Source organism: Stenotrophomonas maltophilia, assembly GCF_006974125.1.
Lineage (GTDB): Bacteria > Pseudomonadota > Gammaproteobacteria > Xanthomonadales > Xanthomonadaceae > Stenotrophomonas > Stenotrophomonas maltophilia_O.
This window is the reverse complement of the sequence record NZ_CP037858.1, coordinates 217017-242912: the sequence shown is the minus strand read 5'-3', so window position 1 is coordinate 242912 and position 25896 is coordinate 217017. Positions and strand designations below refer to the sequence as shown.

Below are 25896 nucleotides of genomic sequence, written 5' to 3'. Positions count from 1 at the left end.
CAGGTGATTCAGCAATCCGGCCATCTACCGTGCAACAGCCCAGACGAGTGCTGCGCCCGGTGCGCTACAGTGCAGGAACCGTGATCCGCTGCAGGTCGAGCTTTGCCCGCAGGGCGTAGTGCTTGCGGGTGACCGGCACGACACTGGTCAGGCGGGGGTCAACGTAGTCCTTGAAAAGGGGCGGCCGCGGCGACGAAAGATAGAACCCGCGATCCTGCCTGACCGCCGCTGGCAGCAGAACTTCGCTGAGGTCGCCGTCGGATGCATCGGTGACAAGGCAGGGCACATGGCGGAAGCCGAGCTTGCGCAGCAGGTACAGGCGGTGGGAGCCATTGGTCAGGATCACGCGCTTGCCGAACCGGGTGGCGCTGATCAGGTTGTCACTGAAACCGAGATAGATGACGACGGCGTGGCTGGCCGCGCCGAACGGCTCGTAGCCGGTGATGGTCGCCGGATCGATGGTCGCCACATCGAGGAATCGCAGGTCATTGGACGCGGAAGCAAATGTGTAGCTGCCATCGGACTGGGTGAACCTGACGTCGGGGTGTGCATGGCGTCCGCTGCGGGCGACGAGCCGCATGATCTCCTGTGCGGTGGGCGAGGTGGGCATTGTCGCTGCCAACTGGTCGATGTGACGCAGGTTGATGCATTCCTGGAAGATCACCAGTCGATCAATCTCGACCATCTGCCAGGCGCGCGGCAGCACGCTGGTCATGCCGTGCATCGAAGGTTGCCGCAGCGCCTGATCGGCCAGCGGCATCATCTCCCCGGTCAACGGCTGGACAGCAATGGCGTCCGCCTCATTCGCCTCGTCCTGGCGCAGGCGATGCACGTCGCTGCGTGCGGCCCTCCAGGCGGCCACCAGTGCGGCCTCGTCGAAGCGTCCCGGCGGGCAGCGCTCCCTGATGAAGCGGACGAAGGCCGGCAATGGAAACAGACCCTTCAGTAGAACGGTCGCGTCCACGCCGTCGTCAGTGATCTCGCTGCTCATCCATTCTCCGTCGCGGGGATTGCATCAACGGCCAGCAGACCGTCCTGTTCGTCACGCCAAAGTAATATGTTATATCGTAACATTTAAATGCCTTGGCGGCAATCGCCCTGCAACATGCGCGGCGATGGTGGCTTGGCTGCTCCGTATCCAATGCAACGCCTGGATACATCCACTGACTAGAGGAGATGTTCATGAACGAGCTGATTGAGCTGGGTGTAGTGGCAGGACAGCAGAACCCTGACGAACAGGGTGTGGGTGGTGAACTGATCGAGCTGGGCTCGGTGGTTTCGGAAACGAAGGCACACAACCACGGCACGTTGTGGGATGGCGTCTTCCCGACCACCTCGCCCTGATCTGCCGCGCAATGCGGTCACTGCGGTGCATGCCCTGCATGCACCGCTTCTTGGTCCCAGGGCAGGAGAGCACGTGATGGAGCAGGGCGCCACCCCCTATTTCCTGTCGAAGCAGGCGCATGTCTGCGTCACCGGTGATGCGATGGTGATCCTTGACCAGGGCACGGGAAAATATCTCTCCATCGACAGGCGTGGCGCCGCAAGCCTGGGGGGCCTGGTTCTCGATTGGCCCTTGCCGCCCGATGGGCGACGGATGCCGAAGCTCCTCCAGTCGCTGATCGATCGCCAGCTGATCACCCGGGATCCACGGCAGGGGAAGTCCGCGGCAAGCCCCAGTCTCGAACTGCCACGGCACTGGGTACGCGAGGGTGAGCCGAGGGGATGCCCGAAGATCACCGCGCGCGACGTGGGAAGGTTCATGGCGTCGGCGGCCCATGCGGCCTGCTTCAGGGCGGCCCTGCCTTTCAGCGCCACAGTGTCATCGGCCCGCAGGCGCGCCGACATCTCCCAAGGCTCGGCGGCGAGCCTGCAGGAGCTGGCCTTCCTGGTCCGGGTGTTCGATTGGCTCCGGCCCGTCGCCTTCAGGAAGACCGATGAGTGCTTTCTCTACTGCATGGCGATGAGGGAGTTCCTGTCGAAGTACGGGATCGTCCCTGCCTGGGTGTTCGCAGTCAGGACACAGCCGTTCGCTGCGCACTGCTGGCTGCAGCACGGTGATCACGTGCTGACCGATATTCCCTTCAACCTGCGCCGGATGGTCCCCATCCTGGTGCTGTAACGAAACCTGTCGCATGTATCGATACATCGCCGTGCTCTGGAACACGTTCTCCGAATCCGCGACTGCCCACGCGGGCCAGGCGGTGGCAAGGGTCGAGGCCACGCTGCCCGGTGCCAGCTGCGTGATGAACGGAAACGGGGCTGCGATCTACGCGCAGACTGACAATCCCGGCTATTTCGAATGCAATCGATCCGGTTCCCTGGCGGTGCTCGGAGCGCTGTTCCACAAGCATTTTGGCGCAGGCATCGTACCTGAGCGCGTAGACCTCGATGCGGACTCGGCCGACAGCGCCTGCAGCACCCTCGGCCGCAGCATCGTCGAGCGGTACTGGGGCCGGTACGTGGCGTTCGGCTACCAGCCGCAGACAGCGAGCTGGTTTGTCCTGCGCGATCCCACTGCGGAGATCCCGTGCTACATGACCACGGTGGGCCAGGTGACGATCGTCTTCTCCAACATGGAGGACTGCCTGAGGCTGGGCCTGCGCGATTTCAGCGTGGACTGGTCGTTCCTGTCCTACTCCCTGTTGTACCCGTTTCGTGATGGCTTGCAGACCGGCTTCGAGGAGGTCACTTCCGTCGAGCCCGGCGAAGCGGTTTCGATCCGCGATGGCGAGCCGGCCGGCCGGCAATGCCAGTGGGACGTGGTGCGGCTGGCCCGCGACCAGGCTGTCGAGGAGATCGACGAGGCCGTGCAGCTGGCCCGTTCAACACTACTCGGCTGCATCGGCGCGCTGGCCGGCCAGCACCGGAAAATCCAGTTGCAGCTGTCCGGTGGACTGGACTCCTCGATCATCCTGGCGGGCCTGCTGCATGCGCCCTCAGCTCCCGAGGTGACCTGTGTCCATCATTACGATGACGGCATCGGTGCCGACGAGCGGCGATTCGCACGAATGGCCGTCGAAGGGGCCCGGCAATCCTCGGGCAGGCACTGCGAATTCATCGAGTATCGACGGCAGCCACACTGCGCGCTGGAAGAGATCATGTCCTTCCCGAGGACAGCGCGGCCAGCGCATTGCTCCGGTTATCTCCTCCATCGACGCGACGTGGACTTCGACGGCGACACCGTACAGTTCACCGGTGTCGGTGGTGATGCAGTGTTCCTGCGTTTCAAGGGCAACGCTGCTGCGATCGACTACGCCTGGCGTCGTGGCATCGACCGGGGATTCTTCCGCGTGGCCTTCGAAACCGCGCAGTCCGGCGACTCGCTGTACGGCGTACTGCGGGATGCGCTCGTCCATGGCCTGCTCAGGCGTCCGGCCAGCATCAACGGCCGATGGGGCAAGCCCTGCCCATGGGTGCGGGTGGAGTGCGCCGAGCAGGATGGAATGCAGCCGGCCTGGCTTCGGCATGCCCTGGAGCAGGGGCATCATGTATCCCCCTACAAGCTGGCCCATATCGGCCGGATGATATTCCCGACCAGTGTGCTTGATCCGTTCGAGGGCGTGGGACGCTGGCATGGCGTGTCACCGATCAGTGCGCAGCCGCTTGTCGAGTTGTTCGCGCGCATACCGCTGCACCTGCTCATGGCCGATGCGGAGGACCGCACCATCGCGCGGCGTGCACTGAACGGCCTGCTGCCGGAGGCGCTGCTGTCGCGAAAGGTGAAGTCGTATCTGGATGATCACTCCGTGGCCGTCACCCAGGGGCACCAGCAGTTCATCAGCAGTCTGCTTGTCGATGGGTTCCTGGCCAGGCGTGGCTACCTCGACAGCGCACTGGCCGATGCGGGCATCCGGCGGGTCAGCCCGGATCACTCGTCGCAGGTGCTGGGCATCTTCGGCCCGCAGATCAACATCGAAGCCTGGCTCAGGCGCTGGTCCGGCCAGGCTGGCCCGCAGACAGTCGGCGTGGTCTAGGCGTTCCGGCTCATCTCTTCCAGGTAGAGGCTCTCGAGATCGTTGGCGGTGATCGTGCTGGCATCCAGCGTCCTGCGCAGGCGGCCGGCGCGCATCAGGCCGATCGTGGTCGCCACCTCGCGGGCCCGGAACAGATCGTGGGTTGCCATCAGGATCGCCGTACCGCGATCACGCTCCCGTACGATCAGCTCGTGGAATTCGGCGGATGCCGTGGGGTCCAGGCCAGAGGTCGGCTCATCCAGCAGCAGCGCCTTGGCTTCCTTGACGATGGCCAGTGCGATGCCGACCTTCTGCCGCATGCCCTTGGAATAGAGGCCCACGCGCCGGCCAAAGGCCTCGGTAGCCAGCCCGGCGGATCTTAACGCCTGCTTCAGCCGCGCAGGCGAGCGTTCCTCGACACCGGCCAGGCGGGCGAAATAGTCCAGGTTCTCATAGCCGGTCAATTCGTCGTAGAGCGCCACGGTCTCGGGGATGTACAGCAGCCGCCGGCGTACCTCCTGTGGCTGCCGGTGCGCGCTGAGCCCGTCCACATCGGCCGAGCCGGAGGTGGGTTTCAGGAACCCGAGGAACAGTTTGATGGTCGTCGACTTGCCCGCGCCGTTGGCGCCCAGCAGGCAGAAGATTTCCCCCGGCTTCACCTCGAAGCTGACGTCGTCCAGCGCCCGATGCGCGCCGTGTTCCATGACCAGGCTTTTTGCAGACAGCATGTGGATGTTTCCTCAGGGCGTGGCCAGCCGGCCGCGCAGCATGGTGGCGGCAAGCAGGACAATCAGGCTGGCGATGATCAATGCGGCAAGGTCGGCCAGGACACCCCGCTGGGCAGCGCCTTGGGTGTCGCGGAACTGGAAGCGCGGGAGCGACTCGTACTCGTCGAGGGTCTGCGACCGGTCGCGATCCAGATAGCCCTTGTGCAACAGCCGCCGGGCCTGCCAGAAGGTGTGGACCTGACGCTGGAAGTCGAGCGCGCGGCCGGCATCCGAGCCTGCGATGCGGTCAAGCGCATCCTGGGTGGCCACGGCGGGAAGCAGCAGTCGCACCCTGTCCAGTACGCGACGGTGCGCTGCCTCCGCCCGGGCGTGCGAGGCCATCAGCGTGGCCAGTTCACGATCAGCGGCAACCCGGTCGGCATAGGCCTGGCGCACGGCATCGGGGATGACGGGCGATGACCAATGCTGGGGTGCCGAGCGTACGAGGTGCTCGCGCTGCTGGCGATTGGCGATATCTGACTGCATCGCCTTCACTTCCGTGGCGAACCGCATCTGCGACGGTGGCGGCGCGATCAGGTTCACCGCGGCCAGGGTCAATGAGGGGGCCATGACCACGATCAGCAGCCACAGCGCGCCAGCGGCGATGGCCGCCTCGGTGGTGCGGCGGGAAAGGCACGCGATCAGCATCGCCAATGCCAGCCAGAAAGCACTGTAGGCGAATACGGTCAGGGCCAGCATGATCAGTCCCGCAGGGCTGCGGGCGCCTGACCAGATGGCCATTGCGACGATGATGGCCAGCGTGGGCAGCAGCACCACCAGGCCGCGGGCCATGGCTTTGACCACGAGCAGTCGCGTCGCCGAAACCGGCTGCGACAACACCAGCGCCGCGATCCCGCGCTCGCGCTCACGCGACCACAGGTCATGGGTGGCCACGAGAATGACCAACGGCAGCAGGAAGACGATGACGAAGGCCAGATCGAATCGCCCTGCAGCCCGTGCCGCCGGATTGCCGATGTCGGCCCAGACGTGCTTGAGCAGCTGGGTCGGATCGCCCAGCGCGACCACGTCGGCGGTGTAGGGATAGGCATCCGCCTGGCCGATCGACAGCGATGCCATCTCACCGGGCACAAGCACCGGCTGCACGCGGGGCAGCACCGACGGCGCCTTGCCGACGAACTCGCGGCTGCGATCCCTGGTCTGCTGCTCTTCCTGCTTGATCAGTGCGATGGCCGCCTCGCGCTGGTCCACCCAGGCGCGGCCGTTCCAGGCAGCGTAGGCCACCAGCCCCAACAGGAGGACAAGCAGTACCGGCAGCGCCCGGTCGCGCAGCAGGCGACGGACCTCGTAGCGGGCAATCGACACCACGCTCATGGCGATCTGCCCAGTTGCCGGGACGAAATGACGACCACCATGAGGCCGAGCATCAGCCAGGCCAGCAGAATGGCGAGGTTCACGCCCTGGATTGCGGCGATGCCGGCCAGGGTCTGCTGCGGCGCCCGGTACTGCACCGGACGGGTGATGCCGGCGATATCGGCCACATGCTTCCCGCCCCCTGGCGCCTTGTGCAGTTTCACTTCCTGGTTGAGTGCCTGGATCAACCGGTAGCGGTAATCCTCCACGCCACGCAGGAATGCCAGGTGTGCCCGGAAATCCGTGCCCGCGAACGCACGCGACCAGGACTGCAGCGCCAGCGTTGGAGAGACAATGGCGAACAGCCGCTGCGTGGCATCCTGCTGCTGGTAGGTGGCATGCAGGTTGTCGAAGTGGCGGTTGTAGACGCGCGTCGAGTTCGCCTCGGCAAACTCCAGGGCCACGCCGCGGAAGTTCACCGGCAGGTCGTCCACGTTGTCGACGCGGTAGCGCGCCATCAACGCCGTGCGCAAGGCATCCAGCCGCTTGTCCGCCGGGTCATGGCCATCCGCACCGTTCTCCGCTTCTTCGGTGACGCCAGCCCTGAAGGAGGGTGCGGAAGGGGTCGGATGCAGGGATTCGGCCACGGCGGGCGCCACCCTTGGCACCAGCAGCGTGGATACCACCCAGAAGCCCAGCAGCACCACCAGCGACGTTCGAGCGGAGCCGGCAAGTGCCGACACGCCCACGGTAAACGCGCAGAACACCAGCAGGTAGAGCGCATAGGCTGCGGCAAGTGCGAGCAGGGCGGCGATATCCGCGGCCCCCCCGTACTGGATGGACAGCCCTGGAAGGCTGATCAGCAGCATGGCCATCACCAGCAGCAGCGAGGCGGCCGCCAGGGCAATCAATCGCCCGCTGATCAGCACGCCGGCCGAGGCGCCGGTGCCGAGTTCCTGGCGCAGCGTCTCACGGGCTACATCGCCGGACAGGCTGGCGAAGCCGGCCAGGATGATCAGCAGCGGCGCCACGACCTGCAGCGCCCATGCTGCGGAGAAGCCCTGGAAGCGACTGAGTGCGGTGCCGGCGTCCACGGCGCGGTGCCGGGCCGGGTTCTGTGCATGGCCCTCGATGAACACCGAGGTCCCCAGGAAATCCGTCAGCCCCGGGTCCAGCGCCGCCAGCGGCCGCACGGGTGCAGGAATGGCACGCCCCACATGGGCGGCACTGTGGGGATCGATCGTGCCCTGGCTGTCCCACAGCCGCGTCTCTTCCTCGCTCACTGCCTGGCGCTCCTGCGCCTGCAGGGTCATGCGTGCGGCACCGCTGAGCACCGACGCACCTGCAATCAGCAACAGGGCAACGGCGAGCCACAGCACACGTCGCTCTCGCCACATCAGCGTGAGCTGGGTGGACGCAACTGCGAAGGCCTGCTGGATGGCCATCGTCGGCCTCGACCGGGCAGGGGAGTGGGCGTGCATGCGGGCCTACCAGCGATGGGTCAGCGTCATGGACAGGAAGCGCCCCAGCGCTGTCGCGTTGGTGGGGTCGTAGCCGGTATTGATGCTGTTGATGATGAACGGCGGATCCCGGTCGAACAGGTTCTGCACGTTGAACGCGAGCGAGGTGCCGCGCTGCGGGTCCGGCGACGGTCCGAAGTGATAGGCGAGGTTGAGGTCGACGGTCGTCCACGAGCTGACGTGCGGGCGGGCAAGGTTGGCCGGATCGCGATAGCTGCCCACGTAGTTCACGAACAGCCCGCCCGCGGCCTGCTGCCGGCTCAGTGCGATGCCTCCGCGCAGCTTCAGGTCCACCGGGTAGTACACCGCGTTCACCGCATCCACTTCCGGAGAGGTGCTGGTCACGCGCCGCTTCGAATCGATGATGTACTGCCCGGCCAGGTCGATGGCGATGCGGGCCTGGCCGGCGTCGAAGCCGTAGGAAGAACTGAAATCGATGCCTCGCTGCCGGGTAAAGGCGTTGTTTCGGAAGCGGTTGTCGAGGATCACCTGGCTGTTGGTTTCGTCCGTTCCGGCGGGCAGCGCATACGGGCCCACGCGCGAGACGAACAGGCCCAGCCCCGACACACCCAGCTGGCGTGCCTGCTGGATCTGCTGCTGCGTGGGGTTGGTGGTCAGGATGTCCGCGTAGGGGGCCGTGGACTGGAGGAACAGCGAGGGGAAGCTGCCGCCGAAGCCACTGCCGATGCGGTCGGCGTAGTCGATGTGGTAGTAGTTCGCGTCGATCTTGAGGCCAGGCACCGACGGTGGCGCGAACGAGAAACCGCCGGTCCAGGTCTTGGCACGTTCGGGGCCCAGATCCGGGTTGCCATTGGACAGCATCATGAGGATCGTGTTGCCGCCGGGTGCGGCCGGGTTGGGTACGTTCGCCACCACCACGGTGTTGTTCAACTGCATGTCCTGGTACACCGGCGCCCGGTAGGAGCGGCCATGGCTGGCGCGGAACGACAACCCCTCGGTGGCCTCCCACAGCACGCCGAATTTTGGATTCAGCGTGGAACCGAAATCGCTGTAGTCGTCATAGCGCGCCGCCGCGGTCAGGGACAGGCTGCGCACACCCGGCAGGTCCTTCAGCAGCGGAACGTTGAGCTCGGCAAAGGCGGACCTGACGGTGCGCTGCAGGTCGAGCGGCTTCTCCAGGCCGCGGTGATCGACCAGTTCGTAGCCATCACGACGGTACCCCGCTCCGAATGCAGCACGTACGCCGCCGGCGGGCAGGTTGAACAGTTCGCCGTCGGCAACCACGTCCAGGTAGCGCGACTCGGAATTGGTGTTGGTGGGCGGCGCGGTACTGGCGGAGCTGCCGGTGATGGTGGTGCGCTGGTAGGACACATCGCTCCTGCCGAACCCGGAATCCAGGCGTGCCTGCCACTCATTGGGAAGATCCAGCGTGAGGCCGGCGAACAGGTCGAACTGCCGCGTGTGCGGGAACAGCCGCGTTTCGTCGGCCGTGCCGGAGATGGTGGTATCCATCTCGCGCTTGGCAAACGAGCCGGTGACGTTCAGGGTCAGCACATCACTGAGCTGCTGCACGCCGTCCACGTACAGGCTGTGCCGCTTCGATCCTGGATAGAGGTCGTAGGGCCTGACCCGCACGTTTCTCGAGAAGTCCTTCTCCACCGCAGGCAGGTTGCCCTGCTTCAGGAACTCGTAGCTGGCCAGCACGTGGCCGCCTTCCCACGACCAGCCCGCCGACTGCGATGCCTGGTATTCCTCCATGCTGCCGGCGGTCACCGTGCCGTAGCGCACAGCGGTCTCGTAACCGGTGAAGTCGCGCCGCAGGATGATGTTGACCACGCCCCCGACCGCATCGGTACCGTAGATGGCCGAGGCGCCATCGGTAAGGATTTCCACGCGCTCGACGGCACTCAGCGGGATCAGCGAGACATCCACATACTGATAGCGGTTCGATGAGGTCACGCGGTGGCCGTTGATCAGGGTCAAGGTGGTGCCAGTACCCAGCCCGCGCAGGTTCAGGGCAGTGCCCTGGCCGAAGTTGTTGCCGGTATCGCGGTCAACACCCAGGTTGGCAACGTTCGCACCGTTCGCGCCACCGCCGAAGTTCTGCGGCAGTTTCTCGAACAGTTGCTGCACGGTGGCTGCGCCTGTGCGGTCGATGGCCTCCCTGTCGATCACGATGACCGGGGAGGCGCCGCCACCTACGGCGTTGCGGATGTTGCTGCCCACCACCAGGACCTTGTCCAGGGTGGCAGTCGGGGCCTCGGGCGGCGGGCCTGCCGCGCTTGAGCCACGGCCAGCGACCGTGCTCTGTGCCGCCGCCGGCAGGCTGGCCAGCAATGCAGCAGCGATGCCGAGGGCCATGCATGCGCGCGGCGTGGCAGTGGATACGTTCGTCATTCCCCGGTCCATCGATCCCATCCGAAAGTGGCCTGCAACGCGGCTGCGTCGCCCCAGATAGCGATGTTATATCATATCATTCAAGGGGCAATGGACAGGCGCCGTCGGGCTGCTGGGACGACATCAATGACGAAGATCGCAGTTCCGCCGCCTGTTGCCGAGATCCTGGCGGCGTACTGGAAGGCTGACCGTAGGCTCCTGCTGCTGATCGCCGGCAGTGTCCTGCTATCCAGTCTTGCAGGTGTTGCAGCGCCGTACCTGTTCTCGCGCCTGATCGACCGCCTGCCCATCGATGGAGTCAACGCGCTGGCGTGGGGATTCCTGCTCTACGCCGTCGTGCTGGGCGTGGGCAGTGCCTTGCAGAACACGGTGCAGTACCTGTCGTTCCTCAGTGGCGAGAATCTGGGCTTCATCACCAGCACCCGCTACTTCGCCCGCCTGTTGAAGAAGACCAACAGCTTCTTCCTGGACCACAACCCCGCCGAGCTGCAATCGGCCGGGGAAAAAGGCCGTGGCGCACTGAAGATCATCGTGCAGCTTGGGCTGGTTGCCTTCATTCCCAGTGCGTTGCAGATCCTGCTGACCCTGGTGACGCTGGGTGCATTGATCAACCTGCAGGTGGTGGTGATCGTGCTGGCTTACGGCACGGTGGCGGTCACGCTCTCGGCCATTGCCACCCGCCGTGCCCGCATCCATCGCGAAGCCGCCGTCGAAGCCGGGCAGCAGAATGCCCGTTTCGTTGGCAACGCCATGAACGCCATGGAAACGCTGCGCCAGTTCGGCGGCAGCGCCTGGATGGTGCAGCGCTTCGAGCGGAAGGCCCAGGACGTGCGTGACAGCTGGCGCGCCTACGTGCTGCAGCGGATAGGCTTCATCGCCCTGCTGGGCATCTGCCTCGCAGTGGAGTTCATCGTGACCTTCCATCTGCTGCTGCCGCGCTACCAGAGTGGGGCGCTCAGCGTCGGCGACATCGTCCTGTTCAATCTGCTGCTGCTCCAGCTGAACATGCCGTTCGAGATGATTGCCCGTTCCATCGACGACGTCGCGCGCTCCTGGAGCATGCTGGGCCCGCTTTCAACCCTGTGGGCGGCGCCCGAAGAACGGCAGGTGGCCCATGCCCAGCGCTTCGCCGGAGGCAATGGCCGGCTCGAGTTCCAGCGGGTCAGCCATCGCTACGGCAACGGGCGCGGGGTGGACGATGTCTGCTTCCAGGCCGGGCGGGGCGGCATCACCTTCCTGATGGGGCCCACCGGGTCGGGGAAGTCGACGCTGTTCAAGCTGGCCCTGAAGTCGATCGATCCCCAGCGTGGCCGGATTCTCGTGGATGGCGTCGAACTGTCCGATATCGACCGTGCTGCGTGGCATGCCGCGGTCGCGGTGGTTCCCCAGGACGTCATCCTGCTCAATGAAAGCCTGGCCGACAACATCCTGCTGGGGCGTGCGCGTGATGATGGCCGGCTGCGGCATGCCGCACGCAGGGCCGCGATCCTGCCATTGATCGAGGCGTTGCCCGAGGGGCTGGAGACCACGGTGGGCGAGCGTGGCCTGAAGCTTTCCGGCGGGGAGCGGCAGCGCATCGCAATCGCGCGTGCGCTGTATGGTGAACCGGCAATCCTGTTCCTGGACGAAGCAAGCTCTGCCCTGGATGAAGCCACCGAGCGCGAGATCATGGACCACATCCGTGCCATTGCCGGTGACGTCACCGTCGTGGCCATCACCCACCGGCGCAGCATCGTGACCGCGACCGATCGGCTGATCGATCTCGGGGAGGGCCATCAAGGCGGGGCAGGGGCGCTTTCCGCCTCCGGGTGATCGGCCTGGCAATGGGCTATCGTGTGCGCTCATTCCCGATCGCCCTTCAAGCGCCAGCGCATGGAAGCCCTTTCGATGACCGTTCGAAACCGACGGTGGCTCAACGCCTTCGCCCTGTCCGCCGCCCTGCTTGGCGCAGGCTGCTCCGCCGGAAAGGCTACGCCGAAGGATCTGGGGGCGGACATCGACCAGGTCGCGCAGACTTTGATCGAGCAACCGCTGCTGCATGCTGCCTCCATCGGAGTGGTGTACCGGGGCAGGACTTTCATCCGCCATCGCGGTGACATGGAAACCGGCAAGCCAGGGCCGCCCACCGACGCAACCGTTTACGAAATCGGCTCGTTGAGCAAGACCCTGGCCGGCACCCTGATGGCCAACGCGGTCCTGGAAGGCAGGCTGGGCCTGGAGGATGACATCCGCATGTACCTGCAGGGCGACTATCCGAACCTGCAGTACCAGGGCCACCCCATCCGCGTCCGCCACCTGCTGTCGCATACCAGTGGCCTGCCGAACATGCTGCCGGAACGTGCGAACACGGTGCTGGAGGATTTCACCGACCACCGCACACCGGCTGAACTCAACGCGATCTACGCAGGCTACGGCAAGGCCGATTTCCTGAGGGACCTGCATGCCGTGCAGATTCCGCGGATGCCGGGGAAAGAGTACGCGTACTCCAGCGTCGGCACGCAGCTTTCCGCGCACATTCTGGAACGGGTCCATCAGCGTGACTACGAGCCGCTGCTGCGTGACTTCTTCCGTGATTCGGCCGGCATGACGGGCGTCAGGATCAACCTGGGCGATGCCGAAACGCCACGGCTGGCCGTCGGTTACCACAGCGACAATCCGCTACCGACCACGCCGATGCCGCAGCTGCCATGGGGCGCTTCCGGAAACGTGAAGGCAACCGTCCCCGACATGGTGAAGTACCTTCAGTTCGAGCTGGCCAACGGTCCCGTTGTAAAGGAATCACACCGTACGCTGGCCACGTTCGACGACGACTTCAGCATCGGCTATTTCTGGAACATCGTTTCCGGCGACGATCGGAAGGGCGTGTACTACGCCCACCACGGTGGCGTGCCACGCTCCCAGTGCTACATCTACATCGTGCCGAAGCATGATCTTGGCATCTTCGTCATCACCAACCAGAGCGGCGACCAGACCGCGCGGGCCATGGAGGCAGCGATCGATACGCTGGTCGAGAGAATTGCTGCACGGGAGCAGCTCGCGGATGATGGGGCGTCGCAACCACACTAAGGGTCTCCAATGAGACGCTGGCTCTTCCTGGCGCTCGCCGTGCTTCCACTCGGCGCCGGCGCGGTTGTCATCCGCGATGATGTCGATGATGCGAAGTACCGTATTGAAGCATCGGCGTTCCCGGCGCTGGCCGACATGCCAGGCGAGGGCCACGGTGTCCTCATCGCCCCCGGATGGGTGCTGACCGCGGCCCATGCAGCGCCGATGGAAGGGATGGGTGCAACCATCGCCATCAACGGGAAGAGCTACGGCGTTGCTCGGGTTTTCCTGCATCCAGGCTTCAAACGAATGCCGGACGCCTTGGGCAAGGAGGCCATGGCAACGGGAAGTCCCTCCAGGATCCACGCCTTCCTGGCCACGTCGGACGATATCGCGCTGATCAGGCTGGCAGCGCCAGCCAGCGATGTGCTACCGGTAGCGCTCTATCGGGGAACGGGCGAGGCCGGGCAGGCTGCAGCCCTGATCGGGAAGGGCGCTACCGGCAACGGCGCCACGGGCCTGGTGCCGAACGGGTTGCATCGCACGACCCTGCGCCGGGCGTACAACGCCATCACCGGCGGCAACGAACGCTACCTCTGGTACCGGTTCGATCGGCCGCCGCAGGGCCTGCCGCTTGAAGGCGTACTCGGCAACGGCGACAGCGGTGGCCCGCTGTTGATCGAGGATCAAGGTGCGTGGAAGCTGGTTGGCCTTGGGTCCTGGATCACTGCCGTTCCCGAGCACGCCCTTGAAGCGGGCTTCTATGGCCAGGTGGTCTACAACGTTCGCGTGTCCCGCTACATCGACTGGATCGAGGACGTGATGTGCCGCAACGGCGGTGCCTGCCGTCAGCCGTGATACCGGCGCTGGCAGGGGTTGCCCACTGACCCTGGCGCGGCTGCCTGCCAGGCCTTGCATCGGTCCTGCTGGACTTCCACTCGGGCAGGGGGTGTTTCAATTGCAAATGACTCGCATTACACTCCGGCCACTTCCCCATTGTTGACGCCTGCCGCCCACGTCGGCAGTTCATCCGGCTACCCCAGTGACGTTCACGCCCCTCCTGTGCCGATCGCAGATCCCTGCAACGGGGATACCGTGCCTGCGCTAGGTCGCGACACGGCGGAGGATATGGAGGGGCCCGACGCATCATCGGTTGCGGCAGCTCGCCCGGATGCCGGCAGCACCGCCACTGGCGGCATCCTGGCCAAGGCCTATGAGCGTTGGCGGCGACCGATACTGCGCAGCCTTACCCGCTTCAGAGGCAGCGTCGTCGACAGCGAGGACGCGCTGCACGACGGTGCGGTGAAGTGGATCGCGGCCCATCCGGCGCTCGATTCCTGTGACAAGCAGGGCGCCTATCTCCGGCGGACGGTGATGAACACCGTGGCCGACGAATACCGCGAACATCATGCCGGCCGCCGCCTTCAGGTCATGCCTCTGGCAGACGCTGAGGAAGCCGGCCACGTGATGGCCGGCGATGAATCACAGTGCCCGTTGCAGGTCACTGCACAACGGCAGCGCCTGCAGCGCCTGGCGGAAGCGCTTTCCGAACTGCCCGAGCGTCAGCGCGAGGCCTTCGTGCTCAGCCGCTTTGATGGCTTGACCCAGGAAGACGTGGCTGCCCGCATGCAGATCTCCCGGCGCATGGTGGTCAAGCATCTGTCGCGTGCGGTTGCCTACTGCGAAGTGCGGGTACGCCATGCATCCCTGGCGCAGATGCAGGCACTGCATCGGCCAACCGGGGCGGGCGATGCAGTGCCTGCCTCTGATGCTGATCTCTCCTGCCGATGAACGACACTCCTCCTGCCGCAGGTTTCGATCCGTTTGCCCTGCATGAGGCGGCTGCTGCGTGGCTGGTGCGCCAGCAGGATGCGGACTGGCAGCCGGAAGATGAGGCGGCCCTGCAGCGGTGGCTGGCCGAGAGCGAAGCGCACCAGCAGGCATTCGCCGAGGTGGCCAGAACCTGGCACGACCTGGGCCAGCTGCCGCGCCCCATGCTGGCCTCGGACGGGCCTGCGGCGCTCGCACCAACGGCATTTGCAGCTCCGCGACGGGACGGCAGGGCGTGGCGTGGGCGGTCGCGGCGCCTGCCACGCGTTGCGGCGGCTGCGGCCGTGGCGATGCTGGCCCTGGGTTACGTCGGCTACGGTTGGTACACCGCGCCCAGCTATGTGCAGGACGTGGCCACTGGCGCGGGCGAGATCCGTGACCTGCAACTGCCGGATGGCTCGCGGATTTCGCTCAATGCACGCAGCTCGCTGGCCGTGCACTTCTATCGATCCCGTCGTGAAGTCGTGCTCAGCCAGGGCGAGGCGTTCTTCGAGGTCGCCCCGGCGGCCGACCGGCCCTTCACCGTGGATGCGCAGCGCAGCCGGGTGACAGTGATTGGCACGGCCTTCAACGTGCGCAATGCGCCCGGCGAAGTCGTGGTCAAGGTGCTGCATGGGCACGTGCGGGTACAGCCGGATCGGGCCGAGGGCACCGCGCCGCTCAGCCTGCACGCCGAACAGGGCCTGGCCGTTGCCACGTTTACAGCCGCCTATCGCCCCATTGCGGCAAACGCAGAGAGCATCGGCGGCTGGCGCAACGGGCGCCTGGTGTTCCGGCGTACCCCGCTGGACGAAGTGGTGCAGGAAGTCGGGCAGTATCTGGGCCATCCCGTCACGCTGGGCCAGCCCGGGCTGAAGTTCCTGCCCGTCTCCGGGTACGCAGCCACCGATGCCCCGGCCATTTTCCTGGAGGCGTTGCCGGATCTGTTGCCTGTGCAGGTGACCCGCAATGCCCAGGGCGGCTATCGCATCGACGAACGGCCTGTGACCCGCTGACGCCCCGAGGAAAAATTCTTCCGGCGCGGGTTCCCACTCCACCGCCATTTTCCGTTTACCCCAGTGAGGCCAGTGGTGGCCAAGCATGATGGAGCGGTAATGGGGTACATGAAGATCAAGCGCGCACTTGTTGCCCGCGCGTTCTCTACGGGGGTACACGCCAAGCGGCTGCCGCTGCTGGCACTGTGCATTTCCAGCGCACTGGCGGCACCGGCCATCGCACAGGCCCAGCCGGCCGCGCGCATGCAGTTCAACATTCCGGCTCAATCGCTGGATGCCGCACTGCGCAGCTTCTCCGAGCAGTCCCGGCAGCAGGTGCTGTTCAGCGAATCAGCGGTGGCGGGCCGTCGCGCCCCGGCCTTGACCGGCAGCTACACGCCGCAGGAGGCACTGGCGCGTCTGCTGGAGGGTAGTGGGGTGCGTGTCAACGCCACCCGTCCGGGCGTGTTTACGCTGGCGCAGGAAGCAGCAGCACCTGCGCGCAGCAAAGACACCCAGACCACCCTGCAGACGGTGAACGTGACCGCCAATGCACCAAGCGACGGCTCCTACACGGCACGTGAGCTGAGTCTGGGCAAGCTGGGGCAGAGCATCCGCCAGACCCCGCAATCGGTCAGCGTGATTACCCGCCAGCAACTGGACGACCGCAACCTCACCACATTGGACGAAGCGCTGGCGCAGACCACGGGCGTGACCAAGACCGCCCGCAACTTCGGCAACCACAAGTTCTCGATCCGCAGCTTCACCGTGGACGACAGCAATTATCTGGTCGATGGCGTGGCCGGCATCGTCTATGCCCCCGTGGGTTGGCTGCCCATCGACACCGCCGTACTGGAGCGGGTTGAAGTGCTGCGCGGTGCCGGCGGCATGATGCTGGGCGCAGCCGACCCCAGCGGGGCGATCAACATGGTGCGCAAGCGCCCGCGCGACCAGGCCCATCTCGATCTGGCAGCAACCGTGGGCTCGTGGGACAACTATCGCCTCGAGGTCGATGGCGGCGGCCCGCTCAATGCCGCCGGCAGTGTGCGCGGCCGACTGGTTGCGGCCTACCAGGACCGTGGATACTTCCAGCAGGGCACCTCCTCGAAGGCACCGGTCGCCTATGGTGTGATCGACGCCGACCTGGGCGCGGACACAACGCTGACCTTCGGCCTGCGCCATCAGCAGAGTGACACTGACGGCTACTGGCTGTTCGGCCTGCCGCGCTACACCGACGGCGGCGCACTGGACATCAAGCGTTCCACCTCGCTCATCCAGGACTGGAACCGGCAGGAAGGCACCGTCGACGAAGCCTTCGCAGAGGCGGAGCACCGCTTCAACGAGCGCTGGAAGGCGCGCCTGTCGGTGAACCGCACCGAGTCCGACCTGGACCAGCGCGTTGCGGTTCCGCTCGGCGGGGTGGACCGCGCCACCGGCGTCGGTTCGCGCTTCTACGACATCTATTTCAACCGCTCGCGCGTGCGCAGCGATGGCATCGACCTGCACACCACCGGCAGTTTCGAAGCCTTTGGTCGCAGCCACGAGGTATTGCTGGGCGCGATGTGGTCGCGCCAGCGTACGCGGCAAAGCTCGGCGGACCTGGCCATCGACGTGCCGATCGATGTCTACGCACCGGACCACAGCGCCATTGCGCAGCCCCTCCAGCCAGCCTGGGACTGGGCGGAGAACGCCCGCGCACAGCAGAGCGGCGTGTACAGCAACCTGCGCCTGCAGCTGGCGGAGCCCCTGCACCTCACGCTGGGCGGCCGGCTGAGCTGGGTGAAGTACCAGTCCAGCGATGGCTTCAGCGGTGCCAGGAGCCGTGACTACGAACAGAAGCACGAATTCACTCCGTACGCCGGGCTTGTCTACGACCTGGGGCCGCAATGGTCGGTCTACGCCAGCTACGCCGATACCTTCCAGCCGCAGAGCTCGTATGTCACTTCCTCCGGCTCGGTGCTGGACCCGGCCATCGGCGCCAATTACGAGCTGGGCGTGAAGGGCGAATTGAACGATGGGCGCCTGAATCTTTCCGCTGCGGTGTTTTCCATCCGCAAGACCGGCAACGCCGTGGTGGACGAGTCCGACCCGGGCAGTTGCCGGGGCTCGCTGGCGTCTTCCGATTGCTACCGCAATGGCGGCAAGCTGCGCAGCAAGGGTTTTGAGCTGGAAGCCAGCGGCGAACTGGCACCGGGCTGGCAGTTGATGGCCGGCTATACCCACGTCACCAGCCGTGACGATGAGGGCGCGACCATCAGCGCCGAGACGCCCCGCCACCTGCTGCGCCTGTCGACGTCCTACCAGCTGCCCGGCAAGTGGAATGCGTTCTCCGTGGGCGGTGGCGTGTCGGCGCAGAGCAGCTACTCCTATCCGGCCTACGACGACCCGGACTGGCGTATGGGGGCGGCGGGGCGCGCCGTGTGGGACCTGCGTGCCGGCTATCGGATCAATCCGCGCTGGAGCGTTGGCCTCAACGTGGCCAACCTGTTCGATACGCGCTACTACGCCATGCTCAGCCAGATCCGCCGGGGCAACTTCTTTGGTGAACCCCGCAACGTGACGCTGACGCTGCGCGGCTCGCTGTGATCCTCCACAACCGGCAGGGCGACAGCGTGCCCGCCACGGCAACGGCATGAAGGCAGGTTTCCGCCAAAGCATGTCGTGGCTGCATACCTGGTGTGGCCTTGCCAGTGGCTGGCTGCTGTGCGCGATCTTCCTGACCGGCACGCTCAGCGTGTTCCGTGAGCCGATCACGCGCTGGATGGAGGCCGGTCCCATGCCGGCCTCCTCGCCAGCGATGGACGCGGGAGCGCAGGCGGCACGTGCGCAGCAATGGCTGGCCACCCACGCCGCCGATGCGCAGGCATGGCAGATCCGTTGGCCTGCCCAGCAAGGGTGGCCGCTGGAACTGTCATGGGAGGAGGGCGACGGCATCGCGCACGAACGCTGGGTGGATGCCAGCACGGGCATGCCACAACCGCCACCTCGCCTACGGGAAACCGAGGGCGGGCGCCATTTCATGTCCTTCCACTACACCCTGCACGGTGGCATGGCCGGCTACTGGCTGGTCGGCTGGATCACGGCCTGCATGCTGCTGGCGCTGGTCTCCGGCGTAGTGGTGCACAAGCGCATCTTCAAGGACTTCTTCACCTTCCGCCCCGGCAAGGGCCAGCGCAGCTGGCTGGATGCGCACAACCTGAGCGCTGTGCTGACTCTGCCTTTCCTGTTCATGATCGGCTACACCGGGCTCGCATTCTTCTACAGCAGCTACCTGCCGTGGCCCGTGCATGCAACCTATGGCGATGCAGATGGCGCGTACGCGCGCTATGAAGCCGAACTGGCGCCCGCACAGCCGGTTCCGCCCGCCATCCTGGTTTCCATTGCACGACTGCCGGACCTGCCGCAATTGCTGGCGCGCGCGCAGGCCATCAGCGGGCAATCGCCGGCACAGATCATCATCCAGACGCCCGGCACCGTGCACAGCGTGGTGGAAGTGGTGGGTCGCAAACCGGTGGAAGGCGCGGAGAGGCGCCTGCTGACCGAGGCCAGTCGGATCACGTTCGATGCTGCCAGCGGCACACTGCTGCAACAGCACGCATCGCACCCGCATGGCGTGGGTGCGGCGCAGGTGCACGAGAGCATCGAAGCACTGCACAAAGCGGATTTCGGCGGTTGGCCGATGAAGTGGCTGTACTTCATCAGTGGCCTGCTGGGCACGGCGATGATCGCGATCGGTACGCTGCTGTTCTCCATCAAGCGGCGCAAGCGCAGCGAGCATGAGTTCGGTGCGCCTACGGCGGGCATCTACCGATGGATGGAAGCGTTCAATGTGGTGTCGTTGGCCGGCATCGCGCTGGCCAGCATTGTCTACTTCCATGCCAATCGCCTGCTGCCGTTGGCAATGACTGACCGTAGCGGTTGGGAGATACGCATATTCCTGCTGGCCTGGGCGGTCTCGTTGCTGCATGCCTTGTGGCGCCCGCCACGCCAGGCATGGATCGAGCAGCTGTGGCTGGCCGCGGTGCTGTGCCTGGCGCTGCCGCTGGTGAATCTGGCCACCACCGGCCAGCATCTGGTGATGTACCTGCAGCGGGGTGCGTGGCAGCAGGCCGGGGTGGAGCTCACCGCACTGGCATTCGGCCTGGTGTTGGCACGAATGGCGGTGATGCTGCAGCGGCGTTGGCCGCAGGTGCAGGAGGCGCCACGCAGCGCCAAGCCCGTGGAAGGGCGGGGCGCCGGCTATCGCTGGCAGGTGGCCGGTCGCGTGCTGGCCGCTTCGGCCGGCGGCTACGCGTTCACCGCGGCAACCGCCACCGCGCTGGCATTGGGCTTGCCTGCGCTGACCGATGTGCCGCCGGCAGTCTCCGTGCTGGCCAGCTCGCTGCTGGGGTTCGTGCTGATGGTGGCGGTGGGCGTGGGCGTATTCAGTGCCCGCAGCATGGGCAGGGCGTGGCTGGCGTTGGCCGTTGGTGGCGGCTTCATGGCGTTGTGCATAGCGTTGCTGCGGTCCGGTTCAATGTGACCCGTCACGTTGAACGCAGTTCTGTTCGTATGGCTGTGCGAAGGCGCATCGCCCGTGGGCTCGGGTGGCCCCGCGGCCAGCATTCCACTAGAGCGCGATGACCTTCACCGACGCACCGACCAGTGGCCTTGCAAGCACGCTGTAGCCGTCACGATCAAAACCGACTGCTGGCGTATCGAGCCTTCGCGCTGCCGCGATCGTCGGCGCCGAGCCCAGGTACGTCCAGTTACGCACCACATGGATCTGCCGCATGTCCGCCGAGTGCTCTTCGATGCCAATCGCACCTGCGTAGGGCCATGCCCGCCGGTGGTAGCCCACCAGGCCACTTCGCAGGCGTTCGTCATGTGCCAAAGCCGGTTCGCTGCCGTTGCAGACGCCCGCGCAGCGCCTGAGCAGGTGGCGGAAGCAGGGCGCCCCGGCGCGCACCGATTCGATCCCCAGCCGCCCGTAGCAGAGCTGGTGCTCGTCCGCCAGGCGCTGCAGTGCGGCGATGGCGGCATGACGGCCGGGGAACAATCCATGGGCCTGAGCAGGATCGGCGCCGTGGACATCCTCGATGCGGACCCCGTCAGCCGCCAGCACGATCGTGCACAGTCGCTTGTTGCGGCGAAGCTTCCTGTTGAACAGCGGCTTGGCCTGCTTGATCAGCCGCGCTTCCAGCAGCTGCGCCCCGATGTCACCGGCGGTACGGATGCAGGAAAACCCGTCGGTCCTGCCGACAAGCCGTTGTTCGTCCGGCGCCCGAAGGTGGTCCAGCACCCGTCGCCGGATGTCCACGCTCTTGCCGATGTACAGCGCGGCTCCCGCCTCATCGTGGAAGGTGTATACCCCAGGCAACCGGGGCAGCGATGCGGCCTTGGACACGAGATCGCGATGGAGGACGTTGCGCATGGAAGACATCGGGCAACAGGGTAGCGCGTCCAGGCAGCGGACAGCCGGCGCCTTCTTGAACGATTCATGGTCGATGATCGCGTTGCCATCGCAATCTCAATCCGTGCGACAGCCGATCGTATTCTTCCGGCCATGGATTCCCGCCTTGAGATCGCAGATTCAATGTCCGTCCCCCAGCATTCCGGCTGGGTGCAGAGCGGCGAACGTTGGGACCTGTGGTGGAATGGGCGCTCCGTAGCGAACATCGTGCCGCATGCAGTGCTTGGCTTCCGGGTGTGCCTGGAAGCACGCAGAGTGCCCAAGGCAAAGATCGTTGCAGCAGCGAATGCACGGCAGGCCAAGCGCTACGCCGAGCGCTGGTGCGCTGCACGACTCTGCCCGCAGCTGCGGCTGCGCGATGCGGTGGCGAGGGTGGTGGGTGCCACACTCGAAGCGGGCAGATCGTCACCAGTACAGTCGCGGCAGCAACGGCAGCAGGCCCGTCGGTTGGCCGAGGCCGGAGCCGGGGAAGTGGCACGGATCAAGAAGGTCCTGGCGCTGCGAAGGGCAGTACCAGCACCTATAATCGCGCCCTGAGCATCGATCGCCACCCTCGATGCTCGGGGTTCCGGGGGATGCCGTGACCACGCGCGTAGGAATATTTTCCGTTGCGGAAGCCCGGAAAGGTGCAGCGCGCATGGCGATAGTGAGCGGCAAAGCCTGAGTTTGATTTGCACGCGGTATTTTTCTGGAATTGATGAAGAGTGAAGAAGTTCATGGAAGATTCGATTGGAGCCCGGGTTCGCACAGTTCTGTGCACGGGCCTGTTTGTTTTCGCCTGCAGCGCCCACGCGCTTGGCAATGACGAAGCGGCCTCGTTGAAGAGCGTGCTGGCAGCAGCCGAGACCGGCAGCGCAGATGCCGAGAATGATCTTGGAGATCGCTACAACCAAGGCAACGGTGTGGTCAGGAACCCGGTGACGGCGGTTGAGTGGTATCGCAAGGCTGCTGAGCAGGGCCATGCATCTGCCCAATCCTCCCTTGCCGTGATGTATCTGAATGGAACCGGGGTTCCCAAGGATCTCGCGCAAGCACTGTTCTGGGTGCGCAAGGCGGCGGAGCAAGGCAACGGTCTTGCACAGTCCGACCTGGGGATGATGTACCTGGAGGGATTGGGCGTGTCAAAGGATGATGCGCAGGGCCTCTTCTGGATCCGCAGGTCGGCCGAAGGAGGAGCTTCCGCGGGGCAGTACAACCTTGGCAGCCTGTATGAGCGCGGCGGCGCGGGCCTCACCAAAGACCGGGCCGAGGCCATGCGCTGGTACACCAAGGCGGCCGTCCAGGATCTGAAGGGAATTCTGGTCAGCGATGCTCGCCAGAAGCTGTGCTCGAGTGGCAAGGAGGGCCAGGTGTGGTGTGACCAGATCGAACCCCCGCCGAGGTTCAACTCGGTTGAGGAACTGATGGCAGCTGCCAAAAGTGGCGACGCCGAGGTCCAGGCCGTGCTCGCGACCATGTATGCCGATGGTATCGGCGTGCCGAAGGACGATATCCAATCAGCCGCCTGGTTCCGCAAGGCGGCAATGGCGGGCTACGCGCCCGCCCAGTTCGAACTCGGGAACCTGTATGCCAGCGGGCAGGGCGTGCCCAAGGACAGGGATGAGCAGATCTACTGGTACTGCAAGGCTGTCGCACAGGGACATGACGGGGCGTTTACCAATCTCCAGATAATGAGCGCCCTCGAACTGTTCGATCCGAAGGACTGCCCGGAGCGCCGTGCACGCAGGCGATGATGGTTCCACGGCGGCTGGAGCATGTTTCGTCACCCCAAGCCGCCTCTCGTCGCAACCCATTTGCAGCTGACCTGGAAGCAGCACGAAAGTGAGCGGGAGAAGGGGCGCACTCCTCCTTCAGGTCCGGCACTTTCCAGGGGGAAAGCAGTGCATCTGGCAAATATCGCAATTCATGTGACAGCAGGCTCCATCGCCTTGGCTGTAGGCTTCCTCATCCTGTTCAGGGAGAAGGGCACCACCGCGCACAAGCGCCTCGGAACGGCCTTCATCTGGCTCACCCTGGTGGTCTGTGCGACGGCCGCTGCCGGCACGATCTTCTTCCGGTTCATTCCCGCATTTGCCGTCCTGAGCCTGCTCGTGCCTTACCAGCTGCTGGGGGGCTGGCGCGTGGCACGAGCGCAGGGTGCCGGGCCGTCGCTGGTCGACGCAGCCGCGCTGCTGGCAGCTGTGTCGATTGCGCTGCCCCTTTCTATCGAGGTACTGGATCGCCCGGGCCGCCTGACGACAGTGGACTACTCCGCCGTTGCGGCGCTGTGGTTGATCCTCGTGTATGACGCCGTCAAATGGGTCTTTCCCCGGCGCTGGCATCACTCGCTCTGGCAGTTCGAGCATGCCTACAAGATGACAGCCTCCGTATTCGCCATGCTTTCTGCATTGACTGGCAACGTCGTCCGCGTTGGGCAGCCCTGGTCACAGATGCTGCCTTCGGTGATCGGCCTGGTCGTGATCGCATACTTCTTTCTGCGGCTGGCGCGGAAAAGAGGCCGCTCGGCCGCCATCCAGGGCGGGGCTGATGCGTGAGCCCCGGATGCAGTTTGGGGGACGCCAGCGCAATCCCCCGTCGATGATCACGCCGAAAGCTCCTCACGCACGATCTTCGCCCCGGCGCTGAGCGCGCGCAGCTTGCCGCGCGCCACTTCGCGCGCCAGCGGTGCCATGCCGCAGTTGGTGCTCGGGTAGAGCTTGTCGGCATCCACGAACTGCAGCGCCTTGCGCAGCGTGTTGGCCACGTCTTCCGGCGTCTCCACTGTATTGGAGGCCACGTCGATGGCGCCCACCATCACCTTTTTGCCGCGCACCAGTTCGATCAGGTCGATCGGCACATGCGAGTTCTGGCATTCCAGCGAGATGATGTCGATGCTGGAGGTCTGCAGCTTGGGGAACGACTCTTCATACTGGCGCCATTCCGAGCCCAGAGTCTGCTTCCAGTCGGTGTTGGCCTTGATGCCGTAGCTGTAGCAGATGTGCACGGCCGTCTGGCACTTCAGGCCTTCGACGGCCCTCTCCAGCGCAGCCACGCCCCAGTCGTTCACTTCGTCGAAGAACACATTGAAGGCGGGCTCGTCGAACTGGATGATGTCCACGCCGGCGGCCTCCAGCTCCTTTGCCTCTTCGTTGAGGATCTTCGCGAACTCCCAGGCCAGCTTCTCGCGGCTCTTGTAGTGCGCATCGTACAGCGTGTCGATCATGGTCATCGGGCCGGGCAGGGCCCACTTGATGGGTTGTGCGGTCTGGCGGCGCAGGAACTTCGCATCTTCCACGAACACCGGTTTCGGGCGGCTGACCGCGCCAACCACGGTCGGCACGCTTGCATCGTAGCGGTTGCGGATGCGCACCGTTTCGCGCTTCTCGAAATCGACACCGTTGAGGTGCTCGATGAAGGTGGTAACGAAATGCTGCCGGGTCTGTTCGCCGTCGCTGACGATATCGATGCCGGCGTGCTGCTGTTCCTGCAGGGACAGGCGCAGTGCATCCTGCTTGCCTTCAATCAGGCCGTCGTCCTGCAGCTTCCAGGGTGACCAGAGCTTCTCGGGCTCGGCCAGCCAGGATGGCTTGGGCAGGCTGCCTGCGGTGGAGGTGGGAAGCAGTTTCTTCGTCGACATTGCGTCTTGTTTCCTGGGGGCGAATGGGGAATCGATGGATCAGCGGGCAGCCCACTGCTCAAGCACGGCGCGGTACGGCTTGATGAAGTGTTCTTCGGTGAACCTGCCCTGTTTGACCGCCAATTGGCTGCGCTCTTCGCGGTCGTAGACGATGCGGGTGGAGGAGTAGTCCTGGTGCTTCAGGCTGGGCTGGTAGACCTTGCCGGCCACGGAGTTGGCGTTGTAGATCTCCGGGCGGTAGATCTTCTGGAAGGCCTCCATCGTGCTGATGGTGCCGATCAGTTCCAGGTTCGAATAGTCGCCCAGCAGGTCGCCCTGGAAATAGAACGCCAGCGGTGCGACGCTGCCCGGCGGCATGAAGTAGCGCACCTGCAGGCCCATCTTGTCGAAGTACTGGTCAGTGGGAGAGAACTCGCCCTGGCGATACTCCACGCCCAGGATCGGGTGGTGGTTCTCGGTGCGGTGGTAGGTCTTGCTGCTGGATACGCTGATGCAGATCACCGGCCCCTTGCTGAAGTTGGCACGGTAGGCATCAGACTCCAGGAAATGCTTGAACAGCTTGCCATGCAGGTCGCCGAAGCCGTCCGGAATGCCAAAGGTGGCCTTGCCTTCGTTGCTGGCCGGCAGCACCACGCTGAAATCGTAGTCGCGTACGTAGGACGAGAAATTGTTGCCGACGATGCCTTCGGTACGGGCACCGGTGCGGGTGTCGACGATGGTCGGGCGCAGCACCTCGATCAGCGGGAACGGATCGCTGCCATCGCCGCCGTCGATGTGCATCTCCACCGAGATGATGTCCAGCTCGACCGCATAGCGATCCGCACTCGGGTTGTCCCAGTGCGCCAGATCATTGAAGCGGTTGTTGATCATGCTGATCGTGTTGCGCAGGTTCTCCTGCCGGGATGCACCACGCGCCAGGTTGGCGAAATTGGTGGTGATGCGCGTGCCATCGGCGGGCTGGTAGTCCTCGTTGAAGGGGATGCGCGTGATGCTGAAGGTGAAGGTGTCGGTCGTCATGGGCGGCGTTCCGTATTGCGGGGTGACATCCGGATGCGGGCGAAGGCATC

21 protein-coding genes are annotated in these 25896 nt (G+C 65.2%); 13 read left to right on the top strand and 8 right to left on the bottom strand.

Going from position 1 to position 25896, the window contains the following annotated elements; genetic code table 11:
• Window positions 1-64 precede the first annotated feature (64 nt).
• Window positions 65-991 carry a hypothetical protein gene (locus tag EZ304_RS01125; protein ID WP_142805995.1) on the bottom strand — a complete coding sequence of 309 codons (927 nt, stop codon included), beginning with the start codon at window positions 989-991 and terminating at the stop codon, window positions 65-67.
• A 191-nt stretch (window positions 992-1182) separates the two neighbouring features.
• On the opposite strand from EZ304_RS01125, the gene EZ304_RS20935 reads away from it, so the two are divergent.
• From EZ304_RS20935 to EZ304_RS01115, 3 genes are all read left to right on the top strand, one after another.
• Complete coding sequence (locus EZ304_RS20935; RefSeq protein WP_164145897.1) at window positions 1183-1344, top strand: hypothetical protein; 162 nt, start codon at window positions 1183-1185, stop codon at window positions 1342-1344.
• Between the two features lie 76 nt (window positions 1345-1420).
• Window positions 1421-2122 (top strand): lasso peptide biosynthesis B2 protein, encoded by a 702-nt coding sequence (locus tag EZ304_RS01120; RefSeq protein ID WP_142808054.1) that lies wholly within the window; start codon window positions 1421-1423, stop codon window positions 2120-2122.
• Between the two features lie 13 nt (window positions 2123-2135).
• A complete protein-coding gene (locus EZ304_RS01115; RefSeq protein ID WP_142805994.1) occupies window positions 2136-3977 on the top strand; it encodes an asparagine synthetase B family protein in 1842 nt (613 codons plus the stop codon).
• Here the strand turns inward: EZ304_RS01115 and EZ304_RS01110 are convergent.
• The 4 genes from EZ304_RS01110 to EZ304_RS01095 are packed head-to-tail and all read right to left on the bottom strand — an operon-like array spanning window position 3974 to window position 9912.
• A complete protein-coding gene (locus EZ304_RS01110; RefSeq protein ID WP_260678181.1) occupies window positions 3974-4660 on the bottom strand; it encodes an ABC transporter ATP-binding protein in 687 nt (228 codons plus the stop codon). The two genes, EZ304_RS01115 and EZ304_RS01110, sit on opposite strands and share 4 nt — an antisense overlap.
• Before the next feature lie 36 nt (window positions 4661-4696).
• Complete coding sequence (locus EZ304_RS01105; protein ID WP_142805992.1) at window positions 4697-6055, bottom strand: ABC transporter permease subunit; 1359 nt, start codon at window positions 6053-6055, stop codon at window positions 4697-4699.
• Complete coding sequence (locus EZ304_RS01100) at window positions 6052-7479, bottom strand: DUF3526 domain-containing protein (protein ID WP_260678180.1); 1428 nt, start codon at window positions 7477-7479, stop codon at window positions 6052-6054. Before EZ304_RS01100 ends, EZ304_RS01105 begins: the two co-directional genes overlap by 4 nt.
• Window positions 7480-7521: 42 nt before the next feature.
• Window positions 7522-9912, bottom strand: a complete 2391-nt coding sequence (locus tag EZ304_RS01095; protein ID WP_260678179.1) for a TonB-dependent receptor plug domain-containing protein — start codon at window positions 9910-9912, stop codon at window positions 7522-7524.
• 27 nt (window positions 9913-9939) lie between these two features.
• Here EZ304_RS01095 and EZ304_RS01090 point away from each other — a divergent pair, with 27 nt between their 5' ends.
• From EZ304_RS01090 to EZ304_RS01060, 7 genes are all read left to right on the top strand, one after another.
• The gene (locus EZ304_RS01090; RefSeq protein WP_260678178.1) at window positions 9940-11724 is read left to right on the top strand and encodes an ABC transporter ATP-binding protein; all 1785 of its coding nucleotides are present in this window, start codon (window positions 9940-9942) and stop codon (window positions 11722-11724) included.
• Between the two features lie 75 nt (window positions 11725-11799).
• Window positions 11800-12978, top strand: coding sequence for a serine hydrolase domain-containing protein (locus tag EZ304_RS01085; protein WP_239503717.1), 1179 nt, complete (start codon window positions 11800-11802; stop codon window positions 12976-12978).
• 9 nt (window positions 12979-12987) lie between these two features.
• Window positions 12988-13815 (top strand): S1 family peptidase, encoded by an 828-nt coding sequence (locus EZ304_RS01080; RefSeq protein WP_142805989.1) that lies wholly within the window; start codon window positions 12988-12990, stop codon window positions 13813-13815.
• Window positions 13816-14019: 204 nt separating this feature from the next.
• Window positions 14020-14748: an RNA polymerase sigma factor gene (locus EZ304_RS01075; protein WP_260678177.1), complete on the top strand. Its 729-nt coding sequence runs from the start codon at window positions 14020-14022 to the stop codon at window positions 14746-14748.
• Entirely contained in the window at window positions 14745-15782 is a 1038-nt protein-coding gene (locus EZ304_RS01070) for a FecR family protein (protein ID WP_142805988.1), read from the top strand. The genes EZ304_RS01075 and EZ304_RS01070 overlap by 4 nt, the downstream gene beginning before the upstream one ends.
• 108 nt (window positions 15783-15890) lie before the next feature.
• Complete coding sequence (locus EZ304_RS01065) at window positions 15891-18347, top strand: TonB-dependent siderophore receptor (protein WP_260678176.1); 2457 nt, start codon at window positions 15891-15893, stop codon at window positions 18345-18347.
• A gap of 70 nt (window positions 18348-18417) precedes the next feature.
• Window positions 18418-20283, top strand: coding sequence for a PepSY-associated TM helix domain-containing protein (locus EZ304_RS01060; protein ID WP_260678175.1), 1866 nt, complete (start codon window positions 18418-18420; stop codon window positions 20281-20283).
• 87 nt (window positions 20284-20370) lie between these two features.
• Here EZ304_RS01060 and EZ304_RS01055 read toward each other — a convergent pair whose 3' ends face one another.
• On the bottom strand, window positions 20371-21183 hold the full coding sequence (locus tag EZ304_RS01055; protein ID WP_142805985.1) for an endonuclease: 813 nt from the start codon (window positions 21181-21183) through the stop codon (window positions 20371-20373).
• A 57-nt stretch (window positions 21184-21240) separates the two neighbouring features.
• Between EZ304_RS01055 and EZ304_RS01050 the strand changes: the two genes are divergently transcribed.
• The 3 genes from EZ304_RS01050 (at window position 21241) to EZ304_RS01040 (ending at window position 23747) form a co-directional block, all read left to right on the top strand.
• Window positions 21241-21750 carry a hypothetical protein gene (locus EZ304_RS01050; RefSeq protein WP_260678174.1) on the top strand — a complete coding sequence of 170 codons (510 nt, stop codon included), beginning with the start codon at window positions 21241-21243 and terminating at the stop codon, window positions 21748-21750.
• Between the two features lie 167 nt (window positions 21751-21917).
• Window positions 21918-22946: a tetratricopeptide repeat protein gene (locus EZ304_RS01045; RefSeq protein ID WP_142805984.1), complete on the top strand. Its 1029-nt coding sequence runs from the start codon at window positions 21918-21920 to the stop codon at window positions 22944-22946.
• A gap of 21 nt (window positions 22947-22967) precedes the next feature.
• On the top strand, window positions 22968-23747 hold the full coding sequence (locus EZ304_RS01040; RefSeq protein WP_142805983.1) for a hypothetical protein: 780 nt from the start codon (window positions 22968-22970) through the stop codon (window positions 23745-23747).
• Between the two features lie 47 nt (window positions 23748-23794).
• On the opposite strand, the gene EZ304_RS01035 is transcribed toward EZ304_RS01040, so the two are convergent.
• A complete protein-coding gene (locus EZ304_RS01035; RefSeq protein ID WP_142805982.1) occupies window positions 23795-24829 on the bottom strand; it encodes a methionine synthase in 1035 nt (344 codons plus the stop codon).
• A 39-nt stretch (window positions 24830-24868) separates the two neighbouring features.
• Window positions 24869-25846, bottom strand: a complete 978-nt coding sequence (locus tag EZ304_RS01030) for a DUF1852 domain-containing protein (protein WP_099552175.1) — start codon at window positions 25844-25846, stop codon at window positions 24869-24871.
• Window positions 25847-25896 lie beyond the last annotated feature (50 nt).

Coding starts and splice junctions, on each gene's coding strand:
- EZ304_RS01115 (WP_142805994.1), top strand. CDS start 2,136: ATGTATCGATACATCGCCGTGCTCTGGAACACGTTCTCCGAATCCGCG.
- EZ304_RS01125 (WP_142805995.1), bottom strand. CDS start 991: ATGAGCAGCGAGATCACTGACGACGGCGTGGACGCGACCGTTCTACTG.
- EZ304_RS01110 (WP_260678181.1), bottom strand. CDS start 4,660: ATGGAACACGGCGCGCATCGGGCGCTGGACGACGTCAGCTTCGAGGTG.
- EZ304_RS01120 (WP_142808054.1), top strand. CDS start 1,421: ATGGAGCAGGGCGCCACCCCCTATTTCCTGTCGAAGCAGGCGCATGTC.
- EZ304_RS01030 (WP_099552175.1), bottom strand. CDS start 25,846: ATGACGACCGACACCTTCACCTTCAGCATCACGCGCATCCCCTTCAAC.
- EZ304_RS01050 (WP_260678174.1), top strand. CDS start 21,241: ATGGTCGATGATCGCGTTGCCATCGCAATCTCAATCCGTGCGACAGCC.
- EZ304_RS01040 (WP_142805983.1), top strand. CDS start 22,968: ATGTTTCGTCACCCCAAGCCGCCTCTCGTCGCAACCCATTTGCAGCTG.
- EZ304_RS01080 (WP_142805989.1), top strand. CDS start 12,988: ATGAGACGCTGGCTCTTCCTGGCGCTCGCCGTGCTTCCACTCGGCGCC.
- EZ304_RS01060 (WP_260678175.1), top strand. CDS start 18,418: ATGTCGTGGCTGCATACCTGGTGTGGCCTTGCCAGTGGCTGGCTGCTG.
- EZ304_RS01105 (WP_142805992.1), bottom strand. CDS start 6,055: ATGAGCGTGGTGTCGATTGCCCGCTACGAGGTCCGTCGCCTGCTGCGC.
- EZ304_RS01100 (WP_260678180.1), bottom strand. CDS start 7,479: ATGGCCATCCAGCAGGCCTTCGCAGTTGCGTCCACCCAGCTCACGCTG.
- EZ304_RS01035 (WP_142805982.1), bottom strand. CDS start 24,829: ATGTCGACGAAGAAACTGCTTCCCACCTCCACCGCAGGCAGCCTGCCC.
- EZ304_RS20935 (WP_164145897.1), top strand. CDS start 1,183: ATGAACGAGCTGATTGAGCTGGGTGTAGTGGCAGGACAGCAGAACCCT.
- EZ304_RS01095 (WP_260678179.1), bottom strand. CDS start 9,912: ATGACGAACGTATCCACTGCCACGCCGCGCGCATGCATGGCCCTCGGC.
- EZ304_RS01070 (WP_142805988.1), top strand. CDS start 14,745: ATGAACGACACTCCTCCTGCCGCAGGTTTCGATCCGTTTGCCCTGCAT.
- EZ304_RS01065 (WP_260678176.1), top strand. CDS start 15,891: ATGAAGATCAAGCGCGCACTTGTTGCCCGCGCGTTCTCTACGGGGGTA.
- EZ304_RS01055 (WP_142805985.1), bottom strand. CDS start 21,183: ATGTCTTCCATGCGCAACGTCCTCCATCGCGATCTCGTGTCCAAGGCC.
- EZ304_RS01085 (WP_239503717.1), top strand. CDS start 11,800: ATGACCGTTCGAAACCGACGGTGGCTCAACGCCTTCGCCCTGTCCGCC.